We start from the raw sequence: 22775 nt of genomic DNA, 5'->3' as shown, positions 1-22775 counted from the left end.
TCCTAGCACCTCCTCGCCCGCCGACGCTAAGACCAAGCGGGCAGCCCAACAGGTTAAAAAACGAATGAATGCTCTCGCCCGCCGCGCCGCAGGCCTGCTGTTCAGCACAGTTTGTCTGCCTCTTTCAGCTTTGGCTGCCGATCCACAACCCACCCATGAATTCACCCTCGACAACGGCCTCAAGGTGGTCGTGCGCGAAGACCATCGCGCGCCGGTAGTGGTTTCCCAGGTCTGGTACAAGGTCGGCTCAAGCTATGAAACCCCGGGCCAGACCGGTTTATCCCATGCCCTGGAACACATGATGTTCAAGGGCAGCGCCAAGGTCGGGCCAGGCGAAGCCTCGCTGATCCTGCGCGACCTGGGCGCCGAAGAAAATGCGTTCACCAGCGACGACTACACCGCCTACTACCAAGTACTGGCCCGCGACCGCCTGGGTGTGGCCTTCGAGCTGGAAGCCGACCGCATGGCCAGCCTGCGCCTGCCGGCCGACGAGTTCAGCCGCGAGATCGAGGTGATCAAGGAAGAGCGCCGCCTGCGCACCGATGACAACCCGATGTCCAAGGCCTTCGAACGCTTCAAGGCCATGGCTTTCCCGGCCAGCGGCTATCACACGCCGACCATCGGCTGGATGGCGGACCTGGAACGCATGAAGGTCGAGGAGCTGCGCCACTGGTACCAGTCCTGGTACGTGCCCAACAACGCCACGTTGGTGGTGGTCGGCGACGTGACCCCGGACGAGGTCAAGAACCTGGCCCAGCGCTACTTCGGCCCGATCCCCAAGCGTGACGTGCCACCGGCCAAGATCCCGATGGAACTGGCCGAACCGGGCGAGCGCCTGCTGACAATGCGCGTGCAGACTCAATTGCCCAGCGTGATCCTGGGCTTCAACGTCCCGGGCCTCGCCACTGCCGAGGACAAGCGTTCGGTGCAGGCCCTGCGCCTGATCTCGGCCCTGCTGGATGGCGGCTATAGCGCGCGTATTTCCGAACAATTGGAGCGCGGCGAAGAGCTGGTATCCGCCGCCTCCACCAACTACGACGCCTATACCCGTGGCGACACCCTGTTCACCCTCTCGGCCACGCCGAACCAGCAGAAGAAAAAGACCATCGCCCAAGCCGAAGCCGGCCTGTGGCGCCTTCTGGACGAGTTGAAAGCCAAGCCGCCGACCGCTGAAGAACTGGAGCGCATCCGTGCCCAGGTCATCGCCGGCCTGGTCTATCAGCGGGACTCCATCACCAGCCAGGCCACCGCCATCGGCTCCCTGGAGACCGTGGGGCTGTCGTGGAAACTCATGGACAGCGAACTCGCCGACCTGCAAAGCGTGACCCCGGATGATATCCAGAAGGCCGCCCGCACTTACTTCACCCGCGAACGTTTGAGCGTCGCCCATGTTCTGCCCGAGGAGACCGCTCATGAGTGATCGCAAAAACAGCCGCCTGATCCTGCCTGGCCTGATCGCCGTCACCTTGATCGCCGCAAGCGCCGTGTACTTCCTGCGCCCCGGCGAGTCCGTGGCCAGCCAGGCGCTGGATCAGGCTCAATCGGCCAACACGCTGCAGTCCCTGGCGGAACTGGACGGCAAGGCGCCGACCAATCGCAAGCTGGATGTGCAGACCTGGACCACCGCGGAAGGCGCCAAGGTGCTGTTCGTCGAAGCCCACGAACTGCCCATGTTCGACATGCGCATCCTGTTCGCCGCCGGCAGCAGCCAGGACGGCGATGTACCCGGTCTGGCGTTGATGACCAACGCCATGCTCAACGAAGGCGTGCCGGGCAAGGACGTCAGCCAGATCGCCAGCGGCTTTGAAGGCCTGGGCGCCGACTTCGGCAACGGTGCCTACCGCGACATGGCATTGGTGTCCCTGCGCAGCCTCAGCGACAGCGCCAAGCGCGACGCCGCCCTGGCGCTGTTCGACCAGGTGATCGGCCAACCGACCTTCCCGGCCGATTCCCTGGCGCGCATCAAGAACCAGATCCTGGCCGGCTTCGAATACCAGAAGCAGAACCCCGCCAAACTGGCGAGCCTTGAGTTGTTCAAGCGCCTGTATGGCGATCACCCTTATGCGCATTCCAGCGAAGGCACGCCTGAAAGCGTGCCGAAGATTACCCTCGCACAATTGCAGGCCTTCCATGCCAAGGCTTATGCCGCAGGTAACGCAGTGATTGCGGTGGTGGGTGACTTGAGCCGCGCCGAAGCCGAGGCCATGACCGCCAAGGTGTCCGCCTCGCTGCCCAAGGGCCCTGCCCTGCCGAAAATCGCCCAGCCCACCGAGCCCAAGGCCGGTCTGAGTCATATCGAGTTCCCTTCCAAGCAGACTCACCTGCTGTTCGCCCAACTGGGCATCGACCGCGCCGACCCGGACTACGCAGCCTTGTCCCTGGGCAACCAGATCCTCGGCGGCGGTGGGTTCGGCACGCGCTTGATGAGCGAAGTGCGCGAGAAACGCGGCCTGACCTATGGTGTGTACTCCGGTTTCTCGCCCATGCAGGTGCGCGGCCCGTTCATGATCAACTTACAAACCCGCGCCGAAATGAGCGGCGGCACCCTGCGACTGGTGGAGCAAGTGCTGGCCGATTACCTCAAGACCGGCCCGACCCAGAAGGAATTGGATGACGCCAAGCGTGAGCTGGCCGGCAGCTTCCCGCTGTCGACGGCGAGCAACGCCGATATCGTCGGCCAGCTGGGCGCCATGGGTTTCTACAACCTGCCGCTGAGCTATCTCGAAGATTTCATGAAACAATCCCAGGCCCTGACCGTAGAGCAGGTCAAGGCTGCGTTGAACAAACACTTGAGCGCCGACAAGATGGTCATCGTGACCGCCGGCCCAACGATTGCGCAGAAGCCACTACCGCCCCCTACTGATAAACCCGCCGAGCAGCCGCTCGGCGTCCCGGAGCATTAATGGCCAGTTCATCTCGCCCGAAAAAACCTGTCCACAACGTGCATAACGGTGTGGGCCAACTGCGCATCATTGGCGGTGAATGGGGCAGCCGCAAGCTGAGCTTCCCCGACGTGGTAGGCCTGCGCCCCACGCCGGATCGTGTGCGCGAAACCCTGTTCAACTGGCTCGCGCCCTACATCGGCGGGGCCAGGGTGCTGGACCCGTTCGCCGGCAGTGGCGCGCTGTTCCTGGAGGCGCTGTCCCGTGGCGCTGCCCAGGCCCAGGCGCTGGATGCCAGCAACGTCGCGGTGTCCAGCCTCAAGGAACATCTGGGCACCCTGCGTTGCACCAACGGCCAGGTGCAGACCGCCGACGCCCTGCGCTACCTGGAAACCCAGCCTGCCAGCGAGTACGACGTGGTGTTCCTCGACCCGCCGTTCAACCAGAACCTGTTGCCCACCGTGTGTGCGCTGCTGGAAGAACGCCAATGGCTGGCTGCCGATGCGTGGATCTACACCGAAAGCGAAACCGCACCTTCTACCCTGGGCCTGCCGGGCGCGTGGCGCCTGCACCGGGAGCAAAAATCCGGGCGGGTGTATTACGCGTTGTGGCACCGGTTGGTCGAAAGCGGCGCTTAATGCTTTTCAGCACGCGTATTCTTGTGGCGGGCAGGCTCGCCACAGACTGAGAGTTTCATGACACCGTCCTCCGACCTGTTTACCCCCGCCTTCGGCCTCGGCAACCCTCACCTGCAAACCCTGTGGGGGCCGCTGTTGCGCCCCACAACCCACATTGAGCGCCAACGCGAGCGCTTGTGGCTGGACGACGGCGACTTTCTCGACCTCGACTGGCATGGCCCCCACGACGCACACGTGCCGCTGGTGCTGGTGCTGCATGGGCTGACCGGCTCGTCCAATTCTCCCTATGTCGCAGGCTTGCAGAAAGTCCTCGCCGGCCAGGGCTGGGCCAGCGTCGCGCTGAACTGGCGGGGCTGTTCCGGCGAGCCGAACCTGTTGGCGCGCAGCTATCACTCCGGCGCCAGCGAAGACCTCGCAGCGACCATTGCGCACCTGCGCGCCAAGCGACCGTTGGCGCCCTTGTACGCGGTGGGTTACTCGCTGGGCGGCAATGTGCTGCTCAAGCACTTGGGGGAAACGGGGGAAATGTCCGGGTTGCAAGGCGCAGCGGCAGTGTCGGTACCCTTTCGCCTGGATCAGTGCGCCGATCGCATCGGGTTGGGGTTTTCGCAGGTGTATCAAAAGCACTTCATGCGCGAGATGCTGGCGTATATCCGCGTCAAGCAACGCCGCTTCCTACAGGACGGCCAGGTGGAGGCACTGAAAACCCTGGAGGCCCTCGGCTCGCTGGAGAAGATGCGCACGTTCTGGGACTTCGACGGCCGGGTCACCGCGCCGCTACACGGTTTTCTGAGTGCCGAGGATTATTACCGCCGCGCGTCGAGTCGTTACTATCTGGGCGGCATCCGCACCCCCACCCTGATTATCCAGGCCGCCGACGACCCGTTCGTGTTTGCCCATAGCCTGCCGCAGGCCAGCGAGCTGTCGGATTGCACCGAGTTTGAGCTCACGACCAAGGGTGGCCATGTGGGCTTTGTCGATGGCTCACTGAAACGGCCCGGCTACTACCTGGAACGTCGCATCCCCCAATGGTTATTGGCACAACACGGCTAAAACGGGTGGAAGGTCAGTCGCCCGTAGCAATCGCCCGCTTCGAATCGGTGATCCACTCGCTCCACGACCCCGCATACAACTTACCCAGGGGATAACCCGCCAGGCTCAGGGCGAACAGGTTGTGGCACGCCGTCACCCCCGAACCGCAATAGGCCACCAGTTCTTCCGGCGAACGCCCCTGCAACTGTGCGGCGAAGCGTTGCTTGAGTTGTTCAGCCGGCAAAAAGCGCCCGTCGCTGCCGAGGTTTTCATTGAATGCCGCGCACTGCGCGCCGGGAATATGCCCGGCAATCGGGTCGATGGGCTCAACGTCGCCGCGAAAACGCGCGCGTGCGCGAGCATCGATCAAGGTCATTCCCGGCTGACCCAAGCGTTTTTGCAGGTGTTCGGCGTCCAGCAGCAGATGATTGTCCGGCTGGCCGACAAAGCTCCCCGCTTCGTTTACCGGAACATCCAGGCTCAATGGGAAACCGGCGCTGTGCCAAGCCTTGAGGCCGCCATCCAGAATGAACACGCCGTCGCGCTTGCCCAGCCAGGCGAGCAGCCACCATGCCCGCGCAGCATAGGCGCCCGGGCCGTCGTCATATAGCACGACATCGGTATCCGCACTGATGCCCCAGGCCCGCAGTTGCTTGGCGAAGGTGTCCGCCGCCGGTAAAGGGTGGCGGCCGGTCACGCCTTTTACCACCGGACCACTGAGGTGACGATCCAGATCGGCATATTGCGCCCCCTCAATGTGACCTTCTTCATAACTGGAGCACCCGTAGTCCGGGTCTTCCAGGGCAAAGCGGCAATCGAGGATCACTAGACCTTCGGCCTTGCGGCGCTCGGCCAATTGCTGGGGACTGATCAGTTGGGCAAGCGGCATGGCGGACTCCTGTAGCATTAGAGAAAGGGCCTACTTCACGTCTTCCAGTGCCTGATTCAACGGCACGTAAAACTCCTTGAACAGCGCGTCTACCGCCTCTTTCGCCTGGGGCGTGACAAAACCCGCCTCCAGCACCAGCACCTGATACACCCCGCGTTTGATCGCTTCGGCGCTCAGGTGGGCAGAGTTTTCATTGGTAGTGCACAAAAACCGCACCCAGGAGGTGAGGATGATCCAGGCATTGAGGGTCAGGGCTTCGGTTTGCACCGGGTCCATGTTGAGGATGCCGGCATCGACAAAGCCCTGATAGATAGCACCGCCCTGGATCAGGCAGCGCTGGGAAAAACGCCGATAGCCAGTAGCCAGCTCCGGGTCGCTTTCCAGCAGGTGTTCCAGGTCCCGGTGCAGGAAACGATAGCGCCACATGCCGGCCAGCACGGCCTGCAGGTAGAAGCGCTTGTCCTCCACCTGCATGGCGCGCCCTTGGGGCGGACGCAGGAAGCTGTCCACCAGCGCTTCGTATTCGCGAAACAGCACGGCGATGATCGCCTGCTTGTTGGGGAAGTGGTAGTACAGGTTGCCCGGCGAAATTTCCATATGGGCGGCGATATGGTTGGTGCTGACACTGCGTTCGCCCTGCTGGTTAAAAAGCTCCAGGCTGGTTTGCACAATGCGCTCGCTGGTCTTTACTCGTGGTGCCATAGGGGATCAGCTTCTGTACACGGGATGGGGCATCTTACGGGCTATCTCGGCCTGGATAAATCCATCATGTTGCTGCAATGTTATTTGACAATTTAGAGTAATGACTCTAAAAATCCACGCAGACCAATAACAATCGGTACTGCGCCATGTCCGCCAACGTTGCTTACCTGCAGGATACCCAGGCGCTGGATCAACTCCAGGCGCTGTTTGACGCCCAACGGCATGCCTACGCCGCAAACCCGATGCCGCCGGCCGCGCAACGCCAGCAATGGCTCAAGGCCCTGCGGAATGTGCTCAGCAACGAACGCCAGGCCCTGATCGACGCCATCAGCCAGGACTTCAGCCACCGCAGCGCCGACGAAACCCTCTTCGCTGAATTGATGCCCAGCCTGCATGGCATTCACTACGCCAGCAGACACCTCAAGCGCTGGATGAAACCATCCCGACGCACCGTAGGCATTGCCTTCCAACCGGCCTCAGCCAGCGTTATTTACCAGCCACTGGGGGTCGTCGGTGTGATCGTGCCGTGGAACTACCCGCTGTACCTGGCCATCGGCCCGCTGGTCGGAGCGTTGGCGGCGGGTAACCGGGTGATGCTCAAACTCAGTGAGTCCACTCCCGCTACCGGGCAATTGCTCAAGACGCTGCTGGCGAAAATCTTCCCTGAAGACCTGGTGTGCGTGGTGCTCGGCGAGGCCGATATGGGCATCGCGTTCTCCCGGCTGCGCTTCGATCACTTGCTGTTCACCGGCGCCACCAGTATCGGCAAGCATGTGATGCGCGCGGCGGCGGAACACCTCACCCCGGTAACCCTGGAACTGGGCGGCAAGTCGCCGGCCATCGTTTCCGCAGATGTACCGCTCAAGGACGCCGCCGAGCGCATCGCCTTCGGCAAAGCCTTGAACGCCGGGCAGACCTGCGTCGCGCCGGACTACGTGCTGGTACCAGAAGACCGCATCGAGGGGTTTGTCGAGGCTTACAGCAACGCCATTCGCGGGTTTTATCCCACGCTGACCGACAACCTGGACTACACAGCCATCATTAATGAGCGACAGTTGGCCAGGCTCAACGCCTACGTCAAAGACGCCATCGACAAGGGCGCCACCCTGATTCCGCTGTACGACCAGGGCCAGGCGCGGCGCATGCCTCACAGTCTGCTGCTCAACGTCAGCGACGACATGACTGTGATGCAGGACGAAATCTTCGGCCCGGTGCTGCCGATCATCCCGTATCGCGGCCTCGAACAGGCCTTTGCCTACATCAACCAGCGCCCTCGCCCCCTGGCGCTGTACTACTTCGGCTACAACAAAGGCGACCAGCAGCGCGTGCTGCACGAAACCCATTCCGGTGGCGTATGCCTGAACGACACCCTGCTGCACGTGGCCCAGGACGATATGCCCTTCGGCGGCATCGGCCCCTCGGGCATGGGCCATTACCACGGTCATGAGGGTTTCCTGACGTTCAGCAAGGCCAAGGGGGTGCTGGTCAAACAGCGCCTGAACGCCACGAAGCTGATCTACCCGCCCTACGGCAAAGCCATTCAGAAGTTGATCCAGAAACTGTTCGTCCGCTGATTCCGCCACCTACGGGATAACAATAACAATGAACCCCAGCCTCACCGATTCACCCGCGCTGTCACGACGCGGCGTCTTGAAGATCGGCCTGTGTGCCAGCGCGTTCCTGGCTACCGCAGGGCTGGGCGCCAGCCTCAGCGGCTGCTCCAGCAGCACCCCGGCCAGCGGCTTTGCCATGCTGCGCAGCAGCGACTTGCCGTTTTTGCGCGCGGTAATCCCTGTGGTGCTGGAAGGCGTGGCCAGCGCCCAGGAGGTGGCCAGCGGCATCGACGGCACCCTGAAAAAACTCGATTTCAGCCTGCAGCACCTGTCCCCGGAGATGTTCAAGCTCACCCAGCAATTGTTCGACGTACTCGGCATGGGCCTCACCCGTGGACCGCTCACCGGTGTCTGGGGCAGTTGGGAGAACGCCAGTGCCGAGCAGATCCGCAATTTCCTGCATCGCTGGGAAAACAGTTACCTGAACCTGCTGCGCATGGGCCAGGGCTCGCTGCTCAAGCTGGTGATCATGGCCTGGTACTTCCAGCCGGCGTCCTGGGCCCATTGCGGCTACCCCGGGCCGCCGAAGATCTGAACCGCATCCCCCACAATAAAAACAAGAGACGACCCTGATGCCTGTACCCGATCTGTTCCGCGAAGGCCTGGCCCGTGGCTGGAAAACCCATAATGGCGCCGCCCTCGATCAAGACCTGACCCTGGAAACCGATGTCGCGATCATCGGCAGCGGCGCCGGCGGTGGCACCACCGCGGAAATCCTCAGCGCGGCCGGTTACAAGGTGCTGCTGATCGAGGAAGGCCCGCTCAAGACCAGCAGCGATTTCACGTTACTTGAGGACGAGGCCTACACCAGCCTGTACCAGGAAGGCATCGGCCGCATGAGCAAGGACGGCGCAATCACCATCCTGCAGGGCCGCGCGGTGGGCGGTACCACGCTGATCAACTGGACATCGAGTTTTCGCACACCGGACGCAACCCTTTCTCACTGGGCCAGCGAATATACGGTGAAGGGCCACAGCAGCGCCGAGATGGCGCCGTGGTTCGAAAAAATGGAGCAACGCCTGGGCATCGCCCCCTGGGCCATCCCGCCTAACGCCAACAACGATGTCATTCGCAAGGGCTGCGAAAAACTTGGCTACAGCTGGCACGTGATCCCACGCAACGTGCGCGGCTGTTTCAACCTGGGGTATTGCGGCATGGGCTGCCCGGTCAACGCCAAGCAATCGATGCTGGTGACCACCATCCCGTCGACCCTGGAACAAGGCGGCGAGCTGCTCTATCTGGCGCGCGCCGAGCGTTTCAAATATAACGGCGACACCGTCAGCAGCCTGGAGTGCGTGGCGATGGACGCCCGCTGTGTAGCGCCCACCGGGCGCAAGATCACGGTCAAGGCCAAGCATTATGTATTGGCCGGTGGCGGCATCAACAGCCCGGCGCTGCTGATGCGGTCGGACGCGCCCGACCCGCATTCGCGACTGGGCAAGCGTACCTTCCTGCACCTGGTGAATTTCTCTGCGGCACTGTTCGACGAGGTGATCAACCCGTTTTACGGCGCGCCGCAGTCGATCTATTCCGACCATTTCCAATGGCAGGACGGCACCACCGGCAAAATGTCCTACAAGCTCGAAGCGCCACCGTTGCACCCGGCGCTGGCCAGTACGCTGCTGGGCGGCTACGGCGCCCAGAATGCACTGGACATGAGCCAGCTACCCAATACCCACGCCATGCTGGCGTTGCTGCGCGACGGCTTTCATCCCGACAGCCCGGGCGGCAATGTGGAGCTGCGCGGCGACGGCACGCCGGTGCTCGACTACCAAGTGTCGGACTATGCCTGGGACGGCCTGCGGCGCGCCTTTCATAGCATGGCCGAGATTCAGTTTGCGGCGGGCGCCACGTCGGTCAAACCGCTGCACCATGATGCGCGCTATGTAAAGACCCTGGCCGAGGCCCGCACGCTGATCGAGGGCCTCAACCTGGAACTGCACCGCACCTGCCTGGGCAGCGCCCACGTGATGGGCGGTTGCGCCATGGGCGAAGACCCGAAAATGGCCGTGGCCGACAGCCTTGGCCGGCACCACCAATTGCGCAATCTGTCGATCCACGACGGTTCGTTGTTCCCCACCAGCATTGGCGCCAACCCGCAATTGTCGGTGTATGGACTGACCGCGCAATTGGCAACGGCATTGGCCGAACGTCTGAAAACAGCGTGAATAAACGTGGGATTCACGGCATCTATCTACATAAGTCGACTTGGCCGACCGAGATGGCTGCGATACCATCCGGTTCCCCAACGGACTCCGCCAGGACGACGCGATGAACCGAGTGTTGTACCCAGGTACCTTCGACCCGATTACCAAAGGCCACGGAGATCTGGTCGAACGCGCCTCTCGCCTGTTTGACCATGTGATCATCGCGGTCGCTGCCAGCCCCAAGAAAAACCCGCTGTTTCCCCTGGAACAGCGCGTGGAGCTGGCGCGAGAGGTCACCAAGCACCTGCCCAACGTGGAAGTGGTGGGCTTTTCCACGTTGCTCGCGCATTTCGCCAAGGAGCAGAACGCCAATGTATTCCTGCGCGGCCTGCGCGCGGTGTCGGACTTCGAATACGAGTTCCAACTGGCCAACATGAACCGCCAACTGGCGCCGGACGTTGAGAGCCTGTTCCTGACGCCGTCGGAGCGTTACTCGTTCATTTCCTCGACGTTGGTCCGGGAAATCGCGGCGTTGGGCGGAGATATCACCAAGTTTGTGCATCCGGCCGTGGCCGATGCACTGACGCTGCGCTTCAAGAAGTAAGACCGCTCAATCGGCGCCTGCTCGCACTGCGGGCGCCAATGCGGCACAATTGCGCGCATTAGTTTTCAGATGCCTTGGCTGACGGCCCTGGCAGGAGTTTCCATGTCCCTGATCATCACCGACGATTGCATCAATTGCGACGTCTGCGAACCCGAGTGCCCGAACGCGGCGATTTCCCAAGGTGAGGAGATCTATGTGATCGACCCCAACCTGTGCACCCAGTGCGTCGGCCACTATGACGAACCTCAGTGCCAGCAGGTGTGCCCGGTGGATTGCATTCCGCTGGATGAAGCCCATCCGGAGACGCAAGAGCAGTTGATGGAGAAGTACCGGCAGATTACCGGTAAGCATTGAGCTTATTCAGCGCCTGTCAGGGCCTTATCCGGGGCAAGCCCCCTTCCACACTTGGAATGTATGCCCAAACTGTGGGAGAGGGCTTGCCCCCGATAGCGATATCAGCCATCACCCGCAATCAGCTCTGGCACCTTGGGCAAAACACACTCGCCCGCTGCCCCAGCACCACATTGCGCAGCTCAGTCCCGCACACCTTGCACGCCTCGCCGCCCCGGCCGTAGACGAACAGTTCCTGCTGGAAATAACCCGGCTGCCCATCGCCGCCGATAAAGTCCCGCAATGTAGTGCCGCCGCGCTCGATGGCCGCCGCCAGCACCCGCTTGATCTCGATCGCTAGCTTCAAATAACGCCCGCGTGAAATGCCGCCGGCCGCTCGACGCGGATCGATCCCCGCCGCGAATAACGCTTCCGTCGCATAGATGTTGCCCACACCGACCACCACCGCGTTGTCCATGATGAACGGTTTGACCGCCATGGACTTGCCGCGGGACTGTTGAAACAGGCGCTCGCCGTCGAACAGGTCGGTCAACGGTTCCGGCCCCAGGCGCAGCAGCAGTTCGTGGTTGTGCGGGTCCTGGCTCCAGAGCATCGCGCCGAAACGCCGGGGGTCGGTGTAGCGCAGGGCCAGGCCGGATTCGAGTTCGATATCCACATGCTCATGCTTGGCCGCCGGCATGCCGGTTTCCACCAGGCGCAGGTTACCGGACATGCCCAGGTGGCTGATCAGAGTGCCCACTTCGGCATTGATCAACAGGTACTTGGCGCGCCGTTCCACCAGCACGATGCGCTGCCCGGAGAGACGCACATCCAGGTCTTCCGGGATCGGCCAGCGCAGGCGCCGTTCGCGCACCACCACACGGCTGACGCGCTGGCCTTCCAGGTGCGGGGCAATCCCGCGACGGGTGGTTTCGACTTCAGGTAACTCGGGCATGTACGCCTCTTGGGTAAAAAATCAGTTCGCGCCCAATTCGCGGATCGACAACTTCATGCTCTCGAAGTCGTAGTCCGACAGCCCCACATAATCGAGCACCAGAGGGCCAACGGCATTCCACTCATGGTCCACCGACTGGTTCCCCAGCACCCGGTAAGACTCGCAGATGTGCTCGGCCATCTTCAGGATCGCCAGCAGGTTCTTCAGCGGTGCATTGCGTGACGACTCGTCGCTGAAAATCGCCAGGGCGTTGTGGTGGTTGGCGATCGCGTCGGTCACATGTTCCGGCAAGCGCCAGGACTTGGCGGTGTAGTAGCCCACCACCGCGTGGTTGGTATTGAACGCGTTGTTCTCGGTATCGACCACGCGGCAGTCCGGCCCGGCATTGGCGTAGGCCTCTTCGAGCACGCTCATGTAGTTGGGAAAGCGCTTGAGCATCAGCGGTACGCCACAATCGTGGAACAGCCCAAGGGCATAGGCCTCGTCCACGGCCTGGGAGCCGGTGCGCTTGGCCACGGTCAGGCTGGTCATGGCCACGTCCTGAGCGGTGTCCCAAAAGCGGTTGAGGGTGACGATGGTTTCATCGCTCATTTCACCCCGGATCGACAAGGCATTGATCAGGTTGATCACCGAACGGCTGCCCAGCAGGTTCACCGCGCGCTGGATCGACGCGATCTTGTTGCTCAGGCCGTAATGCGCCGAGTTGACGATTTTAAGCAGCGCGCCGGACAGGCCCGGGTCCTGGGAGATCAACCGCGCGATCACCTCCAGGTCCGGGTCGGGCATGTACTGCTCCATCTGCAGATCCACCATGATCTGCGGTTGCGGCGGTACGCTGATGCCTTGCAGGGCCTGTTGAATCTGTTCGGCGGTAAGCTCTTGGGACATAAGTACACACTCCGGGCTAGGTGGGGATTCTAACCTTGAAGCAAAGCTGACTGACACCTCAAAAAACCTGAATTGAAACCCGATCAAATGTGGGAGCTGACTTGCCTGCGACAGCATCGCCGCCGTACGTCAGATACAGCGCGCCGTCCGCATCGCAGGCAAGCCAGCGCCCACATAAACCGGTGCGCAAAGGGTATACTCCCGCTCTTTTTTCCGGAGCGACGTCATGTCCCTGCCAAGCCTGCGTCTCAAAGCCAACGCCGATCGTCGTTTGCGCAACGGCCACCTGTGGGTCTACAGCAACGAAATCGATGTGGCCGCCACCCCACTCCACGGGTTCCAGGCAGGCGACCAGGCCATCCTGGAAGCGGCCGGCGGCAAGACCCTCGGCATTGTGGCCATGAGCCCGAACAACCTGATCTGCGCCCGTCTGCTGTCGCGCGACATCAAGTTGCCGCTGGACAAGTCGCTGCTGGTGCATCGCCTGAACGTCGCCCTGTCCCTGCGTGATCGCCTGTTCGACAAACCGTTCTACCGCCTGGTCTACGGCGATTCCGACCTGCTGCCGGGCCTGGTGGTCGACCGTTTCGGCGACATCCTGGTGGTACAGATCGCCTCGGCGACCATGGAAGCCCATAAGGACGACGTGATCGCAGCGCTGACTCAAGTGCTCAAGCCCAGCGGCATCCTGTTCAAGAACGATTCCGCCGCACGCGACGCCGAAGGCCTCAACCGCTATGTCGAAACCGTGTTCGGCCTGGTGCCGGAGTGGGTGGCGCTGGAAGAAAACGGGGTGAAATTCGAAGCCCCGGTGATCCAGGGCCAGAAAACCGGCTGGTTCTACGACCACCGCATGAACCGCGCCCGCCTGGCCCCGTATGCCAAAGGCAAACGCGTACTTGACCTGTACAGCTACATCGGCGGCTGGGGCGTGCAAGCCGCGGCGTTCGGCGCCAATGAAGTGTTCTGCGTCGACGCCTCCGCCTTCGCCCTCGACGGTGTGGAGCGCAACGCGGCGCTCAACGGCGTCGCCGAGAAAATGACCTGCATCGAAGGCGACGTCTTTGAAGCGCTCAAGGAGCTGAAAGCCAGCGAAGAGCGCTTCGACGTGATCGTCGCCGACCCACCGGCCTTCATCAAACGCAAGAAAGACATGAAGAACGGCGAAGGCGCCTACCGCCGCCTGAACGAGCAAGCCATGCGCCTGCTCAGCAAGGACGGCATCCTGGTCAGTGCGTCGTGCTCCATGCACTTGCCAGAGGACGACCTGCAAAACATCCTGCTGACCAGCGCGCGCCATCTGGACCGCAATATCCAGATGCTGGAACGCGGCGGCCAGGGTCCGGATCATCCGGTGCATCCGGCGATCGTGGAGACGCGGTATATCAAGAGCATTACGTGCCGGTTGTTGCCCAATAGCTGAAACGGTGGGAGGGGCCAGCCCCCTCCCACCTTTAGTTTGGGCGGTGCAATGAAGATTTTTCCTACCGCAGCAAGCTACGTTAATTCAGGAAATTTCTTCCAACACTTTGGATTGCATTGCATTTTTCGCAGACTAGTATCGGTTTCTGGTTTTACGCCGGAAAACACTAACAATGTCTGGGCCCATCCTCTCCCGCTTCATCCTCATCACCAGCATTTCCCTGATCAGCTTCTTCCCGATCAATATCCTGCTGCCCTCCTTCCCCGCGCTGGCAACCCGGTTCGACACCCCCAGTGCAGACATCGCGCTGTCGATCAGTCTGTTTACGCTGGTGTTTTCGATCTCGCAGATGGTCGCCGGGCCGCTCTCGGATAAATGGGGACGCAAGGAAGTCCTGCTCGGCTGTATCGTGCTGTCGATCCTGGGAGCGATGGGCTGCGCACTGGCGAACGACTATCCGACCTTCCTGCTGTTTCGAAGCGTACAGGCTGTGGGCTGCGGTTTCTTCGTACTGGGCCACGCGCTGGTGGAGGACCTGTTCGAAGAACAGCACCGTGCCAGAGTGCGCCTCTATTACATGACCCTGAGCGGCTCGTTTGTCGCACTGTCGCCGCTGATCGGCTCCTGGCTGCAAACCACCTTCGACTGGCAAGGCAGTTTCTACGGCTTTGCACTGATGGCATTGGGCATGTTGATCCATGCGTTCTGCATCCTGCCCTCCAAGTCCACCGGCCCGCATCGCGCGCCGGTGCCCATCCTCGGCACACTCAAAGCTGTTGCGCGCAATCGTGACTTCCTGCGCTACTGGTGGATCGCCGCCCTGGTGTTTGCCTGTTATTTCGCCTTGATCAGCGTGACGCCGATGATTTTCATGGATGCACTGAAGTTGTCCGAATACCAATATGCGCTGGTGCTGATGGTGTACGGCTTGGCCTATCTGCTCGGCGGCGTGGCGGCTTCGTACCTGCAAAAGCGCATTTCGCTGTCGCGACAAATCAACATCGGCCTAGGGCTACTGCTTGTTGCTGGCGCGCTGTTAACGCTGATCATCAGCCTGAAAGCCATCACCACCGTGACCTTGCTGATTCCAATGCTGATCAGCGCCCTCGCCGTCACCCTGGTTCGACCCGCCGCCATTTCTGCAGCGATGCTGTTATTTTCCAGCCGCGCGGGCACGGCGGCCTCGGCAGGAAACAGCATCATGTTCCTCACCGCCGCCGTCAGCAGCGCGGCACTGGCCCAGGCGGGCGGTCATCTGCTGCTGACCATCGCCCTCAGTTTTATCGGCTTGAGCCTGTGGGGACTGGTGACCAATCACCGAACAGGCCGCGACTAACGCTCCCGAATCACCGGGGTGAGCAACATGTCACTGGACTCCAATTGCAGGTAACGCGGCTTGGCCAACGATACCTTGCCTGCGCGGATGTCACGGATCAGCGCTTCAGTGTCGACGGCTCCGTCCGGCAGTTGCGTCCACAGCAGCGGGCCGCGATCTCCCCATTGGCCCTTCCGGTCCTGCACAAAAATGCGCGGGAGCATGAAGTCGTGGCTGTAGCCGGTGTGTGGGATGGCCAGCACTTCGGGCCGGCCATCCTCGTCAAGGTCGACCGCCCACAGCACGCAGCCGGGTTCGCAAGGCGAGTCCGCATCCAGGCTGAGGTTCGCGAACTGTTCGCTGCCTTTGGGCTGCGGGCCGATCCATTCCAACTCGGGCTTGGGCCGCTGGGCGCGTTCCTTTTCGTACTGTTCGCTGAAACTCAGCGACGTGTCCTCCATGCGCTCGCGCAGGGCGCGGCGTGTTTGCGGGTCAAGAATGCGCTCCTGATCCAGGTCGGCCTGCAATTTCGCATACGCCTCCTGGCCGGCCTTTTCCAGGCCGAAGCGCAGGTTGTTCGCATCGAACGCTTCTGCCTTGATACGCCCGTCGAGCAGACGCCGGACCTGATCGTCGACGCTCAAGCGCACCGGGTCCAGGAGCGGCGTATTGATCAACACCACCAGCCCACAAAACAGCAACGCCAGGGCCGGGTTGGTCACCCGCAAGTTGCCCAGCCAGACCGGCGAGCGCAAGGCCACCGCCCACACCGCCGCCAGGCCGTACAGGCTGCACAATACGGCCAGTGCCAGTGCGATGAAACGCAGGGGCGACAAGGCATATTGCTCGACCCGCAGCCAGCTTGAATAAAACGCCAGCGCGGCAAGAATCGGCAGGCACAGCAGGCTCAACTCGATAAAATGCGTCAACCATTTGGGATACGGTCGAGGCTGGACGCCATCCTGGAACACGCCGTTGAGCAGGAACAACTGCGCCCCGGCCAACACCAGCAGAATCGGGGTGGAATAACCCGTGGCCCAAATCCGCGCCAGCCCGGTGAACGGCAAGGTCAGGGTAAACAACACGCTGATCAGCGCAATCAATGGCAGCAACAGACCGCAGGCGCTCAACAGCATGCTGCGCATCTGGCCGATGACCTTCTCGCTACGCGCCGCCAGATACATCCCCAGCGCAAACACCAGCGGCAGGCTGAAGCACAGGAACAGCTTGCTCCAGAAGTGACGCTCAAAAAACTCGATGCCCAGCATCAGGAACAGTTGGCCCCAGAGTTTGAGCAACAGCATGATCACCGCCACCAGGATCAACGCGTACAGCACGATAAACACGCTGCTCCAGGCTTGCAGGAACAGGTCCTCATAGCGCCAGCGCTGCCCTTTGGTGACGGGCCAGGCGAACAGGAAGGTGGCACAGACATAACACAGCACCAGCAAGCTGATGATCCAGGTATTGATCGCCCAGCGGTGATTGTCATCCGGGTCAAGGCCCTGGCAGACCCAAAATGTCATGCCGCCCATCAGCAGGGTGAACGCCAGGGTAGGCAGCAATGAGCGCCAATGTCGGGCTTTTTCGCCCAGCAGCTGCAACGTAGTGCCGCCGACCAACACCACGGTGCCGGTGACGAAGAACAGCGTCTCGCTCAAGCGATGCAACTGGCCGGCGTAATAGCAGACGATGCCCTGGATCAGGCCGATCAGCAGGTAGAAGCCTAGAAGACGATGAATAACGGGCATTCCAATTCCTTTGGAGCGAGGTAAGAGCAAAGGGCCGCCAGTCTAAACAAAGCCGGTGGCGCTGAGTATTGCCCCATTCCCTCCAGCCGCCAGCGGTGTAGAATCGGCCCTATTCATCGCCAGTCATCCCCCGGCGGGTTTATGAGCTCAAGGCCACGGCGCGCGGCGATCCCGCAGCGTTTGAGGCAACCTCCGGACACACGGCTATTTCTGAGTGTTCCAGACGTCCATAGAAGCTCACTCCCCTTTAGTACCTGATTAGCCGCCCGGAGTGCTCCATGCCAGATTACCGCTCGAAAACATCCACCCACGGCCGCAACATGGCCGGCGCCCGCGCACTGTGGCGCGCCACGGGGATGAAAGATGACGACTTCAAGAAGCCGATCATCGCGATTGCCAACTCCTTTACTCAGTTCGTACCCGGCCACGTCCACCTCAAGGACCTGGGCCAGCTGGTCGCCCGCGAAATCGAACGCGCCGGCGGCGTGGCAAAAGAATTCAACACCATTGCCGTGGACGACGGCATAGCCATGGGCCATGACGGCATGCTGTACTCGCTGCCGAGCCGCGAGATCATCGCCGACTCCGTGGAGTACATGGTCAACGCCCACTGCGCCGACGCCATCGTGTGCATCTCCAACTGCGACAAGATCACCCCCGGCATGTTGATGGCCGCGCTGCGCCTGAACATCCCGGTGATCTTCGTCTCCGGCGGTCCGATGGAAGCCGGCAAGACCAAACTCGCCTCCCATGGCCTGGACCTGGTCGACGCCATGGTCATCGCCGCCGATTCCAGCGCTTCTGACGAGAAGGTGGCGGAATACGAGCGCAGCGCCTGCCCGACCTGCGGTTCGTGCTCCGGCATGTTCACCGCCAACTCGATGAACTGCCTCACCGAGGCCCTCGGCCTGGCACTGCCGGGCAACGGTTCCACCCTGGCCACTCACAGCGACCGCGAGCAGCTGTTCCTGCAGGCCGGCCGCACCATCGTCGAGCTGTGCAAGCGCTACTACGGCGACAACGATGAGTCGGTGTTGCCGCGCAACATCGCCAACTTCAAGGCGTTCGAAAACGCCATGACCCTGGACATCGCCATGGGCGGTTCCACCAATACCATCCTGCACTTGCTGGCCGCGGCCCAGGAAGCCGAGATCGACTTCGACCTGCGCGACATCGACCGCCTGTCCCGCCATGTGCCGCAACTGTGCAAGGTCGCGCCGAACATCCAGAAGTACCACATGGAAGACGTGCACCGCGCCGGCGGGATCTTCTCCATCCTCGGCTCCCTGGCCCGTGGCGGCCTGCTGCACACCGACCTGCCGACCGTGCACAGCAAGACCATGGCCGACGGCATCGCCAAATGGGACATCACCCAGACCGACGACGAAGCCGTGCACACCTTCTTCAAGGCCGGCCCGGCGGGCATCCCGACCCAGACCGCTTTCAGCCAGTCGACCCGTTGGGACACCCTCGACGACGACCGTGAAAACGGCTGTATCCGCAGTGTCGAGCACGCCTACTCCAAAGAAGGCGGCCTGGCCGTGCTGTACGGCAACATCGCCCTCGACGGCTGCGTGGTCAAAACCGCCGGCGTGGATGAGTCCATCCATGTGTTCGAAGGCAACGCGAAAATCTTCGAAAGCCAGGACAGCGCCGTACGCGGCATCCTCGCCGACGAAGTGAAGGCCGGCGACATCGTGATCATCCGCTACGAAGGCCCCAAAGGCGGCCCGGGCATGCAGGAAATGCTCTACCCGACGTCGTACCTGAAATCCAAAGGCCTGGGCAAAGCCTGCGCCCTGCTGACCGATGGCCGCTTCTCCGGCGGCACCTCGGGCCTGTCCATCGGCCACGCTTCGCCGGAAGCCGCAGCCGGCGGTGCGATTGGCCTGGTGCAGGATGGCGACAAAGTGCTGATCGACATTCCGAACCGCTCGATCAACCTGTTGATCAGCGACGAAGAACTGGCGGCACGCCGGGTAGAGCAGGATAAAAAAGGCTGGAAGCCGGTGGAGAAGCGTCCGCGCAAGGTCACTACCGCGCTGAAGGCTTACGCCCTGCTCGCTACCAGTGCCGACAAAGGCGCTGTGCGTAACAAGGCGATGCTCGACGGTCTGTAAGACCTGCGCCCATAAAAATGCCCCGCCAAGCGCGGGGCATTTTTATGCCTGGCCAAATCTCAAAGCCAGCGTGCCAGTTAGCACATTTGCAACTGAACTATTGCAATCGGGGGCAAGCCCCTCCCCCATTTTTGATCAGTTACTGGATTTCATCCGGCTTGACGATCACCCAGTTCTTGTCCGCCGTCACCGGCAGCCCTTCCTTGGCCTGCGCCGCTGCATGCTTGGCCATCATGCCGTTGAGTTGGGCCATGTACTTGTCTTTGCGGTTGACCCACAAGTGAATGCCGCCCTTGGCCACGTCCACATCGTGAAACAGCATGTAGCCATCGCTTGTCGGCGTGTCGCCGCCGACGATCAGCGGTTTTTTCCATTCGTCGATGTAGGTGAGGATCGCTGCGTGCTTGCCGGCCATCCAGGTCGCCGGGGTCCACAGGTACGGGGTGAGTTCCAGGCCGAGGTTGGCCTTCTCGTCGTATTTGCCGGCGGCGATCTGTTTACGTGCGGTGGTCAGTTCGCCGGTCTTGCGGTCCTTGAGCAGGGTGGTCACGCCGATCACGTTCTCGGGTTTGACGTTGTAGCCGTACTTCGGGTCGGCGGCGACCATGCGCACCAGTTCTTCCGAGGCGGCGGTCATCACATACACCTCGATGCCGTTTTCCATCAGCTTGTTGTACAGCTCGGCCTGGCCGGTGAAGACTTTCGGCGGCTGCACCTCGGACGTCTTCACCACATCGCCTTCGTAATAACTGACCGGCACGGGCTTGCCGGAGGCCATCAGCTCGTCGACCTGGACTTTGAGTTCCTTGAGGGTGAAGCCGGAAAACACTTGGGCGACCCACGGGTAACAGACCATGTCGTCCACTTCGCACAGGCGATAGTAGTAACTGAACAGACTTTCCTTGTGGTCGGCAGTGTCCTTGAACGGCATTAGCTTGAGCGATGGATCAAGGCTTTCGCGGGTGATGAGCCCCTTGTTTTCCATGTAGGGCAACAGCGACTCTTCGAGGTCGTAGCGGTAGCTGGTGTTGTCCATGTCGAACACCGCGAAGTTGCCCTTGTTGGCGTTGGCGGCGATCATCTCGTTCAACTGCTTGGCGGCGGGTGCCGGCCAGTGTTTCAACTCGGTGTCGGCGAACGCCTGGCCGGCGAGCCCCAGGCAAAGTACGGCGGATACCAGTAGTGTCGGCGCGAGCTTCATAGGCGTTGTCTCCCTGAGTGAAAGACATCGACGCTAACAAATCCCTATGACAGTTCCCACTTCACCCGCGACCGTGCGCGTCCCGTTACCGCCAACGCCATACGCCTTTGCGTCAAACGCTTATTCCAAAAACGACAGTTACCATTCCATATTGGTATTAAATCATTATATTTCAAGCTGTTAGGCTCCCCGGTTCGCAATCGCAGGCTCACGCGATTGGCGCCTTCTCAATGGAGCTCAAATGAATCTGCCGCTGATTCTCAACTTACTGGTGTTCGTGGCCCTGCTGCTGGGCCTGGCACAAACCCGTCGTACCCAATGGAGCCTGGCCAAAAAGGTTCTGTTCGCGCTGGTGCTGGGCGTGGTGTTTGGCGTGGTATTGCATGCCATCTACGGCGCCGGCAACCCGGTGCTCAAGGCCTCCATCGGCTGGTTCGACCTGGTCGGCAACGGCTATGTGCAGTTGTTGCAAATGATCGTGATCCCGCTGGTATTCGCCTCGATCCTCAGTGCCGTGGCGCGCCTGCATAACGCGGCGTCCCTGGGCAAGATCAGCTTCCTGACCATCGGCACGCTGCTGTTCACCACCGCGATTGCGGCGTTGATCGGTATCGCCCTCACCAACCTGTTCGGCCTTACCGCCGAAGGCCTGGTGGCCGGCACCCAGGAAATGGCGCGCCTGCAAGTGATCCAGAGCGATTACGCGGGCAAAGTCGCCGACCTGAATATCCCGCAACTGCTGCTCTCGTTCGTGCCGGCCAACCCGTTTGCCGACCTGGCCCGGGCCAAGCCGACGTCGATCATCAGCGTGGTGATTTTCGCCGCATTCCTGGGGGTTGCCGCGCTGCAGCTGCTCAAGGATGACGTGGAAAAAGGCCAGAAGGTCCTCAACGCCATCGACACCCTGCAAGCCTGGGTGATGCGCCTGGTGCGCCTGGTGATGAAGCTGACCCCGTACGGCGTACTGGCACTGATGACCAAAGTGGTGGCCAGTTCCAACCTGCAGGACATCATCAAGCTCGGCAGCTTTGTGCTGGTGTCGTACCTGGCTTTGGGCCTGATGTTCGTGGTGCACGGCCTGCTGCTGTCGTTGGCCGGGGTCAACCCACTGCGGTTTTTCCGCAAGGTGTGGCCGGTGTTGACCTTCGCCTTTACCAGTCGCTCCAGCGCGGCCGCGATTCCCCTGAGCATCGAAGCGCAGACCCGTCGCCTGGGTATCCCGCAATCCATCGCCGGCTTCGCCGCTTCGTTCGGCGCGACCATCGGCCAGAACGGTTGCGCCGGTCTCTACCCTGCCATGTTGGCGGTGATGGTGGCGCCGACCGTGGGCATCAACCCGCTGGACCCGCTGTGGATCGCGACCCTGGTAGCGATTGTGACCTTGAGTTCGGCAGGCGTTGCCGGGGTGGGCGGCGGTGCGACCTTTGCCGCGTTGATCGTGCTGCCGGCCATGGGCTTGCCGGTGTCACTGGTGGCGCTGCTGATTTCCGTGGAGCCGCTGATCGACATGGGCCGTACGGCGTTGAACGTGAATGGTTCGATGACGGCCGGCGCGATTACCAGCCAGATCATGGGGCAGACGGACAAGGCGCTGCTGGAGGCGGATGAGCATGCGGAGTTAGCGCAGGCCTGATAGACCGCCATCGGGGGCAAGCCCCCTCCCACATTTGGCGTGCATATCAATGTGGGAAGGGGCTTGCCCCCTATGCTTTTAGGCTTTTTCCCAAACTTCAAAGTTGTAGGCTGGCTTGTCGCCCTCAGCCGCATTCTCAGCATTCGACACCAGCGTCCACTGGCTGCGATCAAACTCCGGAAACCACGCATCCCCTTCCGGACTCAACGCCACCCGCGTCAAATACAACCGATCCGCCAGCTCCAGGCCCTGCGCATACAACTGCGCACCGCCGATCAGCATCAGCTCGTCCACGCCCTGCTCCAATGCCCATGCCTCGGCGCGCTCGACGGCGGCCTCCAGTGACGGAAAAACTTCCGCACCTTCCAGCGCCAGGTCGGTCTGACGGCTGACCACAATGTTCAAGCGCCCCGGCAGCGGTCGGCCCAGGGAGTCCCAGGTCTTGCGCCCCATAATGATCGGCTTGCCGAGGGTGGTGGCCTTGAAATATTTGAAATCCCCGGGCAAATGCCAGGGCATGCGGTTGTCGACGCCGATCACGCGGTTTTCACCGAGGGCCGCGATCAGGCTTAGAGGGAGAGTTTTTTTCATGGCGACGAGAATACCAGAGCCGCGAGTCAGCGGTTATGCTCCAGACTCACTTGCTCAACAG

Annotated in this window: 20 protein-coding genes; 13 read left to right on the top strand and 7 right to left on the bottom strand. The window is 61.6% G+C overall.

Going from position 1 to position 22775, the window contains the following annotated elements:
* Window positions 1-64 precede the first annotated feature (64 nt).
* Genes G7025_RS03065 through G7025_RS03050 form a run of 4 tightly spaced genes read left to right on the top strand, consistent with a single transcriptional unit; the run spans window position 65 to window position 4573 of the window.
* Window positions 65-1420 (top strand): M16 family metallopeptidase, encoded by a 1356-nt coding sequence (locus tag G7025_RS03065; RefSeq protein WP_181076508.1) that lies wholly within the window; start codon window positions 65-67, stop codon window positions 1418-1420.
* On the top strand, window positions 1413-2903 hold the full coding sequence (locus G7025_RS03060; protein WP_181076506.1) for a M16 family metallopeptidase: 1491 nt from the start codon (window positions 1413-1415) through the stop codon (window positions 2901-2903). Before G7025_RS03065 ends, G7025_RS03060 begins: the two co-directional genes overlap by 8 nt.
* The gene (gene rsmD / locus G7025_RS03055) at window positions 2903-3520 is read left to right on the top strand and encodes a 16S rRNA (guanine(966)-N(2))-methyltransferase RsmD (RefSeq protein ID WP_181076505.1); all 618 of its coding nucleotides are present in this window, start codon (window positions 2903-2905) and stop codon (window positions 3518-3520) included. The genes G7025_RS03060 and rsmD overlap by 1 nt, the downstream gene beginning before the upstream one ends.
* 57 nt (window positions 3521-3577) lie before the next feature.
* Window positions 3578-4573 carry a hydrolase gene (locus G7025_RS03050; RefSeq protein ID WP_181076504.1) on the top strand — a complete coding sequence of 332 codons (996 nt, stop codon included), beginning with the start codon at window positions 3578-3580 and terminating at the stop codon, window positions 4571-4573.
* A gap of 13 nt (window positions 4574-4586) precedes the next feature.
* Here the strand turns inward: G7025_RS03050 and G7025_RS03045 are convergent, their stop codons facing one another.
* Both G7025_RS03045 and G7025_RS03040 read right to left on the bottom strand, forming a co-directional pair.
* Window positions 4587-5441, bottom strand: coding sequence for a sulfurtransferase (locus G7025_RS03045; RefSeq protein WP_181076503.1), 855 nt, complete (start codon window positions 5439-5441; stop codon window positions 4587-4589).
* Window positions 5442-5471: 30 nt separating this feature from the next.
* Window positions 5472-6143: a TetR/AcrR family transcriptional regulator gene (locus G7025_RS03040; RefSeq protein ID WP_181076502.1), complete on the bottom strand. Its 672-nt coding sequence runs from the start codon at window positions 6141-6143 to the stop codon at window positions 5472-5474.
* Window positions 6144-6289: 146 nt separating this feature from the next.
* On the opposite strand from G7025_RS03040, the gene G7025_RS03035 reads away from it, so the two are divergent.
* From G7025_RS03035 to G7025_RS03015, 5 genes are all read left to right on the top strand, one after another.
* Window positions 6290-7717 carry a coniferyl aldehyde dehydrogenase gene (locus tag G7025_RS03035; protein WP_181076501.1) on the top strand — a complete coding sequence of 476 codons (1428 nt, stop codon included), beginning with the start codon at window positions 6290-6292 and terminating at the stop codon, window positions 7715-7717.
* Window positions 7718-7745: 28 nt separating this feature from the next.
* Window positions 7746-8291, top strand: a complete 546-nt coding sequence (locus tag G7025_RS03030) for a twin-arginine translocation pathway signal protein (RefSeq protein WP_181076500.1) — start codon at window positions 7746-7748, stop codon at window positions 8289-8291.
* Between the two features lie 37 nt (window positions 8292-8328).
* Window positions 8329-9924 carry a GMC family oxidoreductase gene (locus G7025_RS03025; protein ID WP_181076499.1) on the top strand — a complete coding sequence of 532 codons (1596 nt, stop codon included), beginning with the start codon at window positions 8329-8331 and terminating at the stop codon, window positions 9922-9924.
* Between the two features lie 103 nt (window positions 9925-10027).
* On the top strand, window positions 10028-10507 hold the full coding sequence (coaD, locus tag G7025_RS03020) for a pantetheine-phosphate adenylyltransferase (RefSeq protein WP_003176711.1): 480 nt from the start codon (window positions 10028-10030) through the stop codon (window positions 10505-10507).
* 102 nt (window positions 10508-10609) lie between these two features.
* Entirely contained in the window at window positions 10610-10861 is a 252-nt protein-coding gene (locus G7025_RS03015) for a YfhL family 4Fe-4S dicluster ferredoxin (RefSeq protein ID WP_181076498.1), read from the top strand.
* Window positions 10862-10979: 118 nt separating this feature from the next.
* Here G7025_RS03015 and mutM read toward each other — a convergent pair whose 3' ends face one another.
* Window positions 10980-11792, bottom strand: a complete 813-nt coding sequence (gene mutM, locus G7025_RS03010; RefSeq protein ID WP_034101302.1) for a bifunctional DNA-formamidopyrimidine glycosylase/DNA-(apurinic or apyrimidinic site) lyase — start codon at window positions 11790-11792, stop codon at window positions 10980-10982.
* Between the two features lie 21 nt (window positions 11793-11813).
* Window positions 11814-12680 carry an HDOD domain-containing protein gene (locus tag G7025_RS03005; RefSeq protein WP_181076497.1) on the bottom strand — a complete coding sequence of 289 codons (867 nt, stop codon included), beginning with the start codon at window positions 12678-12680 and terminating at the stop codon, window positions 11814-11816.
* Window positions 12681-12906: 226 nt separating this feature from the next.
* Between G7025_RS03005 and G7025_RS03000 the strand changes: the two genes are divergently transcribed.
* Together G7025_RS03000 and G7025_RS02995 are read left to right on the top strand one after the other, a co-directional pair.
* On the top strand, window positions 12907-14103 hold the full coding sequence (locus G7025_RS03000) for a class I SAM-dependent rRNA methyltransferase (protein ID WP_181076495.1): 1197 nt from the start codon (window positions 12907-12909) through the stop codon (window positions 14101-14103).
* Window positions 14104-14275: 172 nt separating this feature from the next.
* Complete coding sequence (locus G7025_RS02995) at window positions 14276-15439, top strand: MFS transporter (protein WP_181076494.1); 1164 nt, start codon at window positions 14276-14278, stop codon at window positions 15437-15439.
* Here G7025_RS02995 and G7025_RS02990 read toward each other — a convergent pair.
* Window positions 15436-17169: a DUF4153 domain-containing protein gene (locus G7025_RS02990; RefSeq protein ID WP_181076492.1), complete on the bottom strand. Its 1734-nt coding sequence runs from the start codon at window positions 17167-17169 to the stop codon at window positions 15436-15438. The genes G7025_RS02995 and G7025_RS02990 overlap by 4 nt on opposite strands.
* A 278-nt stretch (window positions 17170-17447) precedes the next feature.
* Between G7025_RS02990 and ilvD the strand changes: the two genes are divergently transcribed.
* On the top strand, window positions 17448-19289 hold the full coding sequence (ilvD, locus tag G7025_RS02985; RefSeq protein WP_181076491.1) for a dihydroxy-acid dehydratase: 1842 nt from the start codon (window positions 17448-17450) through the stop codon (window positions 19287-19289).
* A 139-nt stretch (window positions 19290-19428) separates the two neighbouring features.
* Here ilvD and G7025_RS02980 read toward each other — a convergent pair whose 3' ends face one another.
* Window positions 19429-20490: a haloacid dehalogenase-like hydrolase gene (locus tag G7025_RS02980; RefSeq protein WP_181076489.1), complete on the bottom strand. Its 1062-nt coding sequence runs from the start codon at window positions 20488-20490 to the stop codon at window positions 19429-19431.
* A gap of 241 nt (window positions 20491-20731) precedes the next feature.
* Here G7025_RS02980 and G7025_RS02975 point away from each other — a divergent pair, with 241 nt between their 5' ends.
* Complete coding sequence (locus tag G7025_RS02975) at window positions 20732-22123, top strand: L-cystine transporter (protein WP_181076488.1); 1392 nt, start codon at window positions 20732-20734, stop codon at window positions 22121-22123.
* Window positions 22124-22201: 78 nt separating this feature from the next.
* On the opposite strand, the gene G7025_RS02970 is transcribed toward G7025_RS02975, so the two are convergent.
* Window positions 22202-22714, bottom strand: coding sequence for a dihydrofolate reductase (locus G7025_RS02970; protein WP_181076486.1), 513 nt, complete (start codon window positions 22712-22714; stop codon window positions 22202-22204).
* Window positions 22715-22775: the final 61 nt, after the last annotated feature.

This window comes from Pseudomonas lurida (assembly GCF_013522705.1).
GTDB lineage: Bacteria > Pseudomonadota > Gammaproteobacteria > Pseudomonadales > Pseudomonadaceae > Aquipseudomonas > Aquipseudomonas quebecensis.
This window is presented reverse-complemented; position numbering and strand designations above follow the sequence as displayed.

Bases quoted from the DNA above. Each gene is read 5' to 3' on its own strand.
- G7025_RS02995 (WP_181076494.1), top strand. From the start codon at position 14,276: ATGTCTGGGCCCATCCTCTCCCGCTTCATCCTCATCACCAGCATTTCC.
- G7025_RS03050 (WP_181076504.1), top strand. From the start codon at position 3,578: ATGACACCGTCCTCCGACCTGTTTACCCCCGCCTTCGGCCTCGGCAAC.
- G7025_RS02990 (WP_181076492.1), bottom strand. From the start codon at position 17,169: ATGCCCGTTATTCATCGTCTTCTAGGCTTCTACCTGCTGATCGGCCTG.
- G7025_RS02975 (WP_181076488.1), top strand. From the start codon at position 20,732: ATGAATCTGCCGCTGATTCTCAACTTACTGGTGTTCGTGGCCCTGCTG.
- G7025_RS03000 (WP_181076495.1), top strand. From the start codon at position 12,907: ATGTCCCTGCCAAGCCTGCGTCTCAAAGCCAACGCCGATCGTCGTTTG.
- G7025_RS03005 (WP_181076497.1), bottom strand. From the start codon at position 12,680: ATGTCCCAAGAGCTTACCGCCGAACAGATTCAACAGGCCCTGCAAGGC.
- coaD (WP_003176711.1), top strand. From the start codon at position 10,028: ATGAACCGAGTGTTGTACCCAGGTACCTTCGACCCGATTACCAAAGGC.
- G7025_RS03060 (WP_181076506.1), top strand. From the start codon at position 1,413: ATGAGTGATCGCAAAAACAGCCGCCTGATCCTGCCTGGCCTGATCGCC.
- G7025_RS03030 (WP_181076500.1), top strand. From the start codon at position 7,746: ATGAACCCCAGCCTCACCGATTCACCCGCGCTGTCACGACGCGGCGTC.
- mutM (WP_034101302.1), bottom strand. From the start codon at position 11,792: ATGCCCGAGTTACCTGAAGTCGAAACCACCCGTCGCGGGATTGCCCCG.
- G7025_RS02970 (WP_181076486.1), bottom strand. From the start codon at position 22,714: ATGAAAAAAACTCTCCCTCTAAGCCTGATCGCGGCCCTCGGTGAAAAC.
- rsmD (WP_181076505.1), top strand. From the start codon at position 2,903: ATGGCCAGTTCATCTCGCCCGAAAAAACCTGTCCACAACGTGCATAAC.
- G7025_RS03040 (WP_181076502.1), bottom strand. From the start codon at position 6,143: ATGGCACCACGAGTAAAGACCAGCGAGCGCATTGTGCAAACCAGCCTG.
- G7025_RS03035 (WP_181076501.1), top strand. From the start codon at position 6,290: ATGTCCGCCAACGTTGCTTACCTGCAGGATACCCAGGCGCTGGATCAA.
- G7025_RS03015 (WP_181076498.1), top strand. From the start codon at position 10,610: ATGTCCCTGATCATCACCGACGATTGCATCAATTGCGACGTCTGCGAA.
- G7025_RS03065 (WP_181076508.1), top strand. From the start codon at position 65: ATGAATGCTCTCGCCCGCCGCGCCGCAGGCCTGCTGTTCAGCACAGTT.
- G7025_RS03045 (WP_181076503.1), bottom strand. From the start codon at position 5,441: ATGCCGCTTGCCCAACTGATCAGTCCCCAGCAATTGGCCGAGCGCCGC.
- G7025_RS02980 (WP_181076489.1), bottom strand. From the start codon at position 20,490: ATGAAGCTCGCGCCGACACTACTGGTATCCGCCGTACTTTGCCTGGGG.
- G7025_RS03025 (WP_181076499.1), top strand. From the start codon at position 8,329: ATGCCTGTACCCGATCTGTTCCGCGAAGGCCTGGCCCGTGGCTGGAAA.
- ilvD (WP_181076491.1), top strand. From the start codon at position 17,448: ATGCCAGATTACCGCTCGAAAACATCCACCCACGGCCGCAACATGGCC.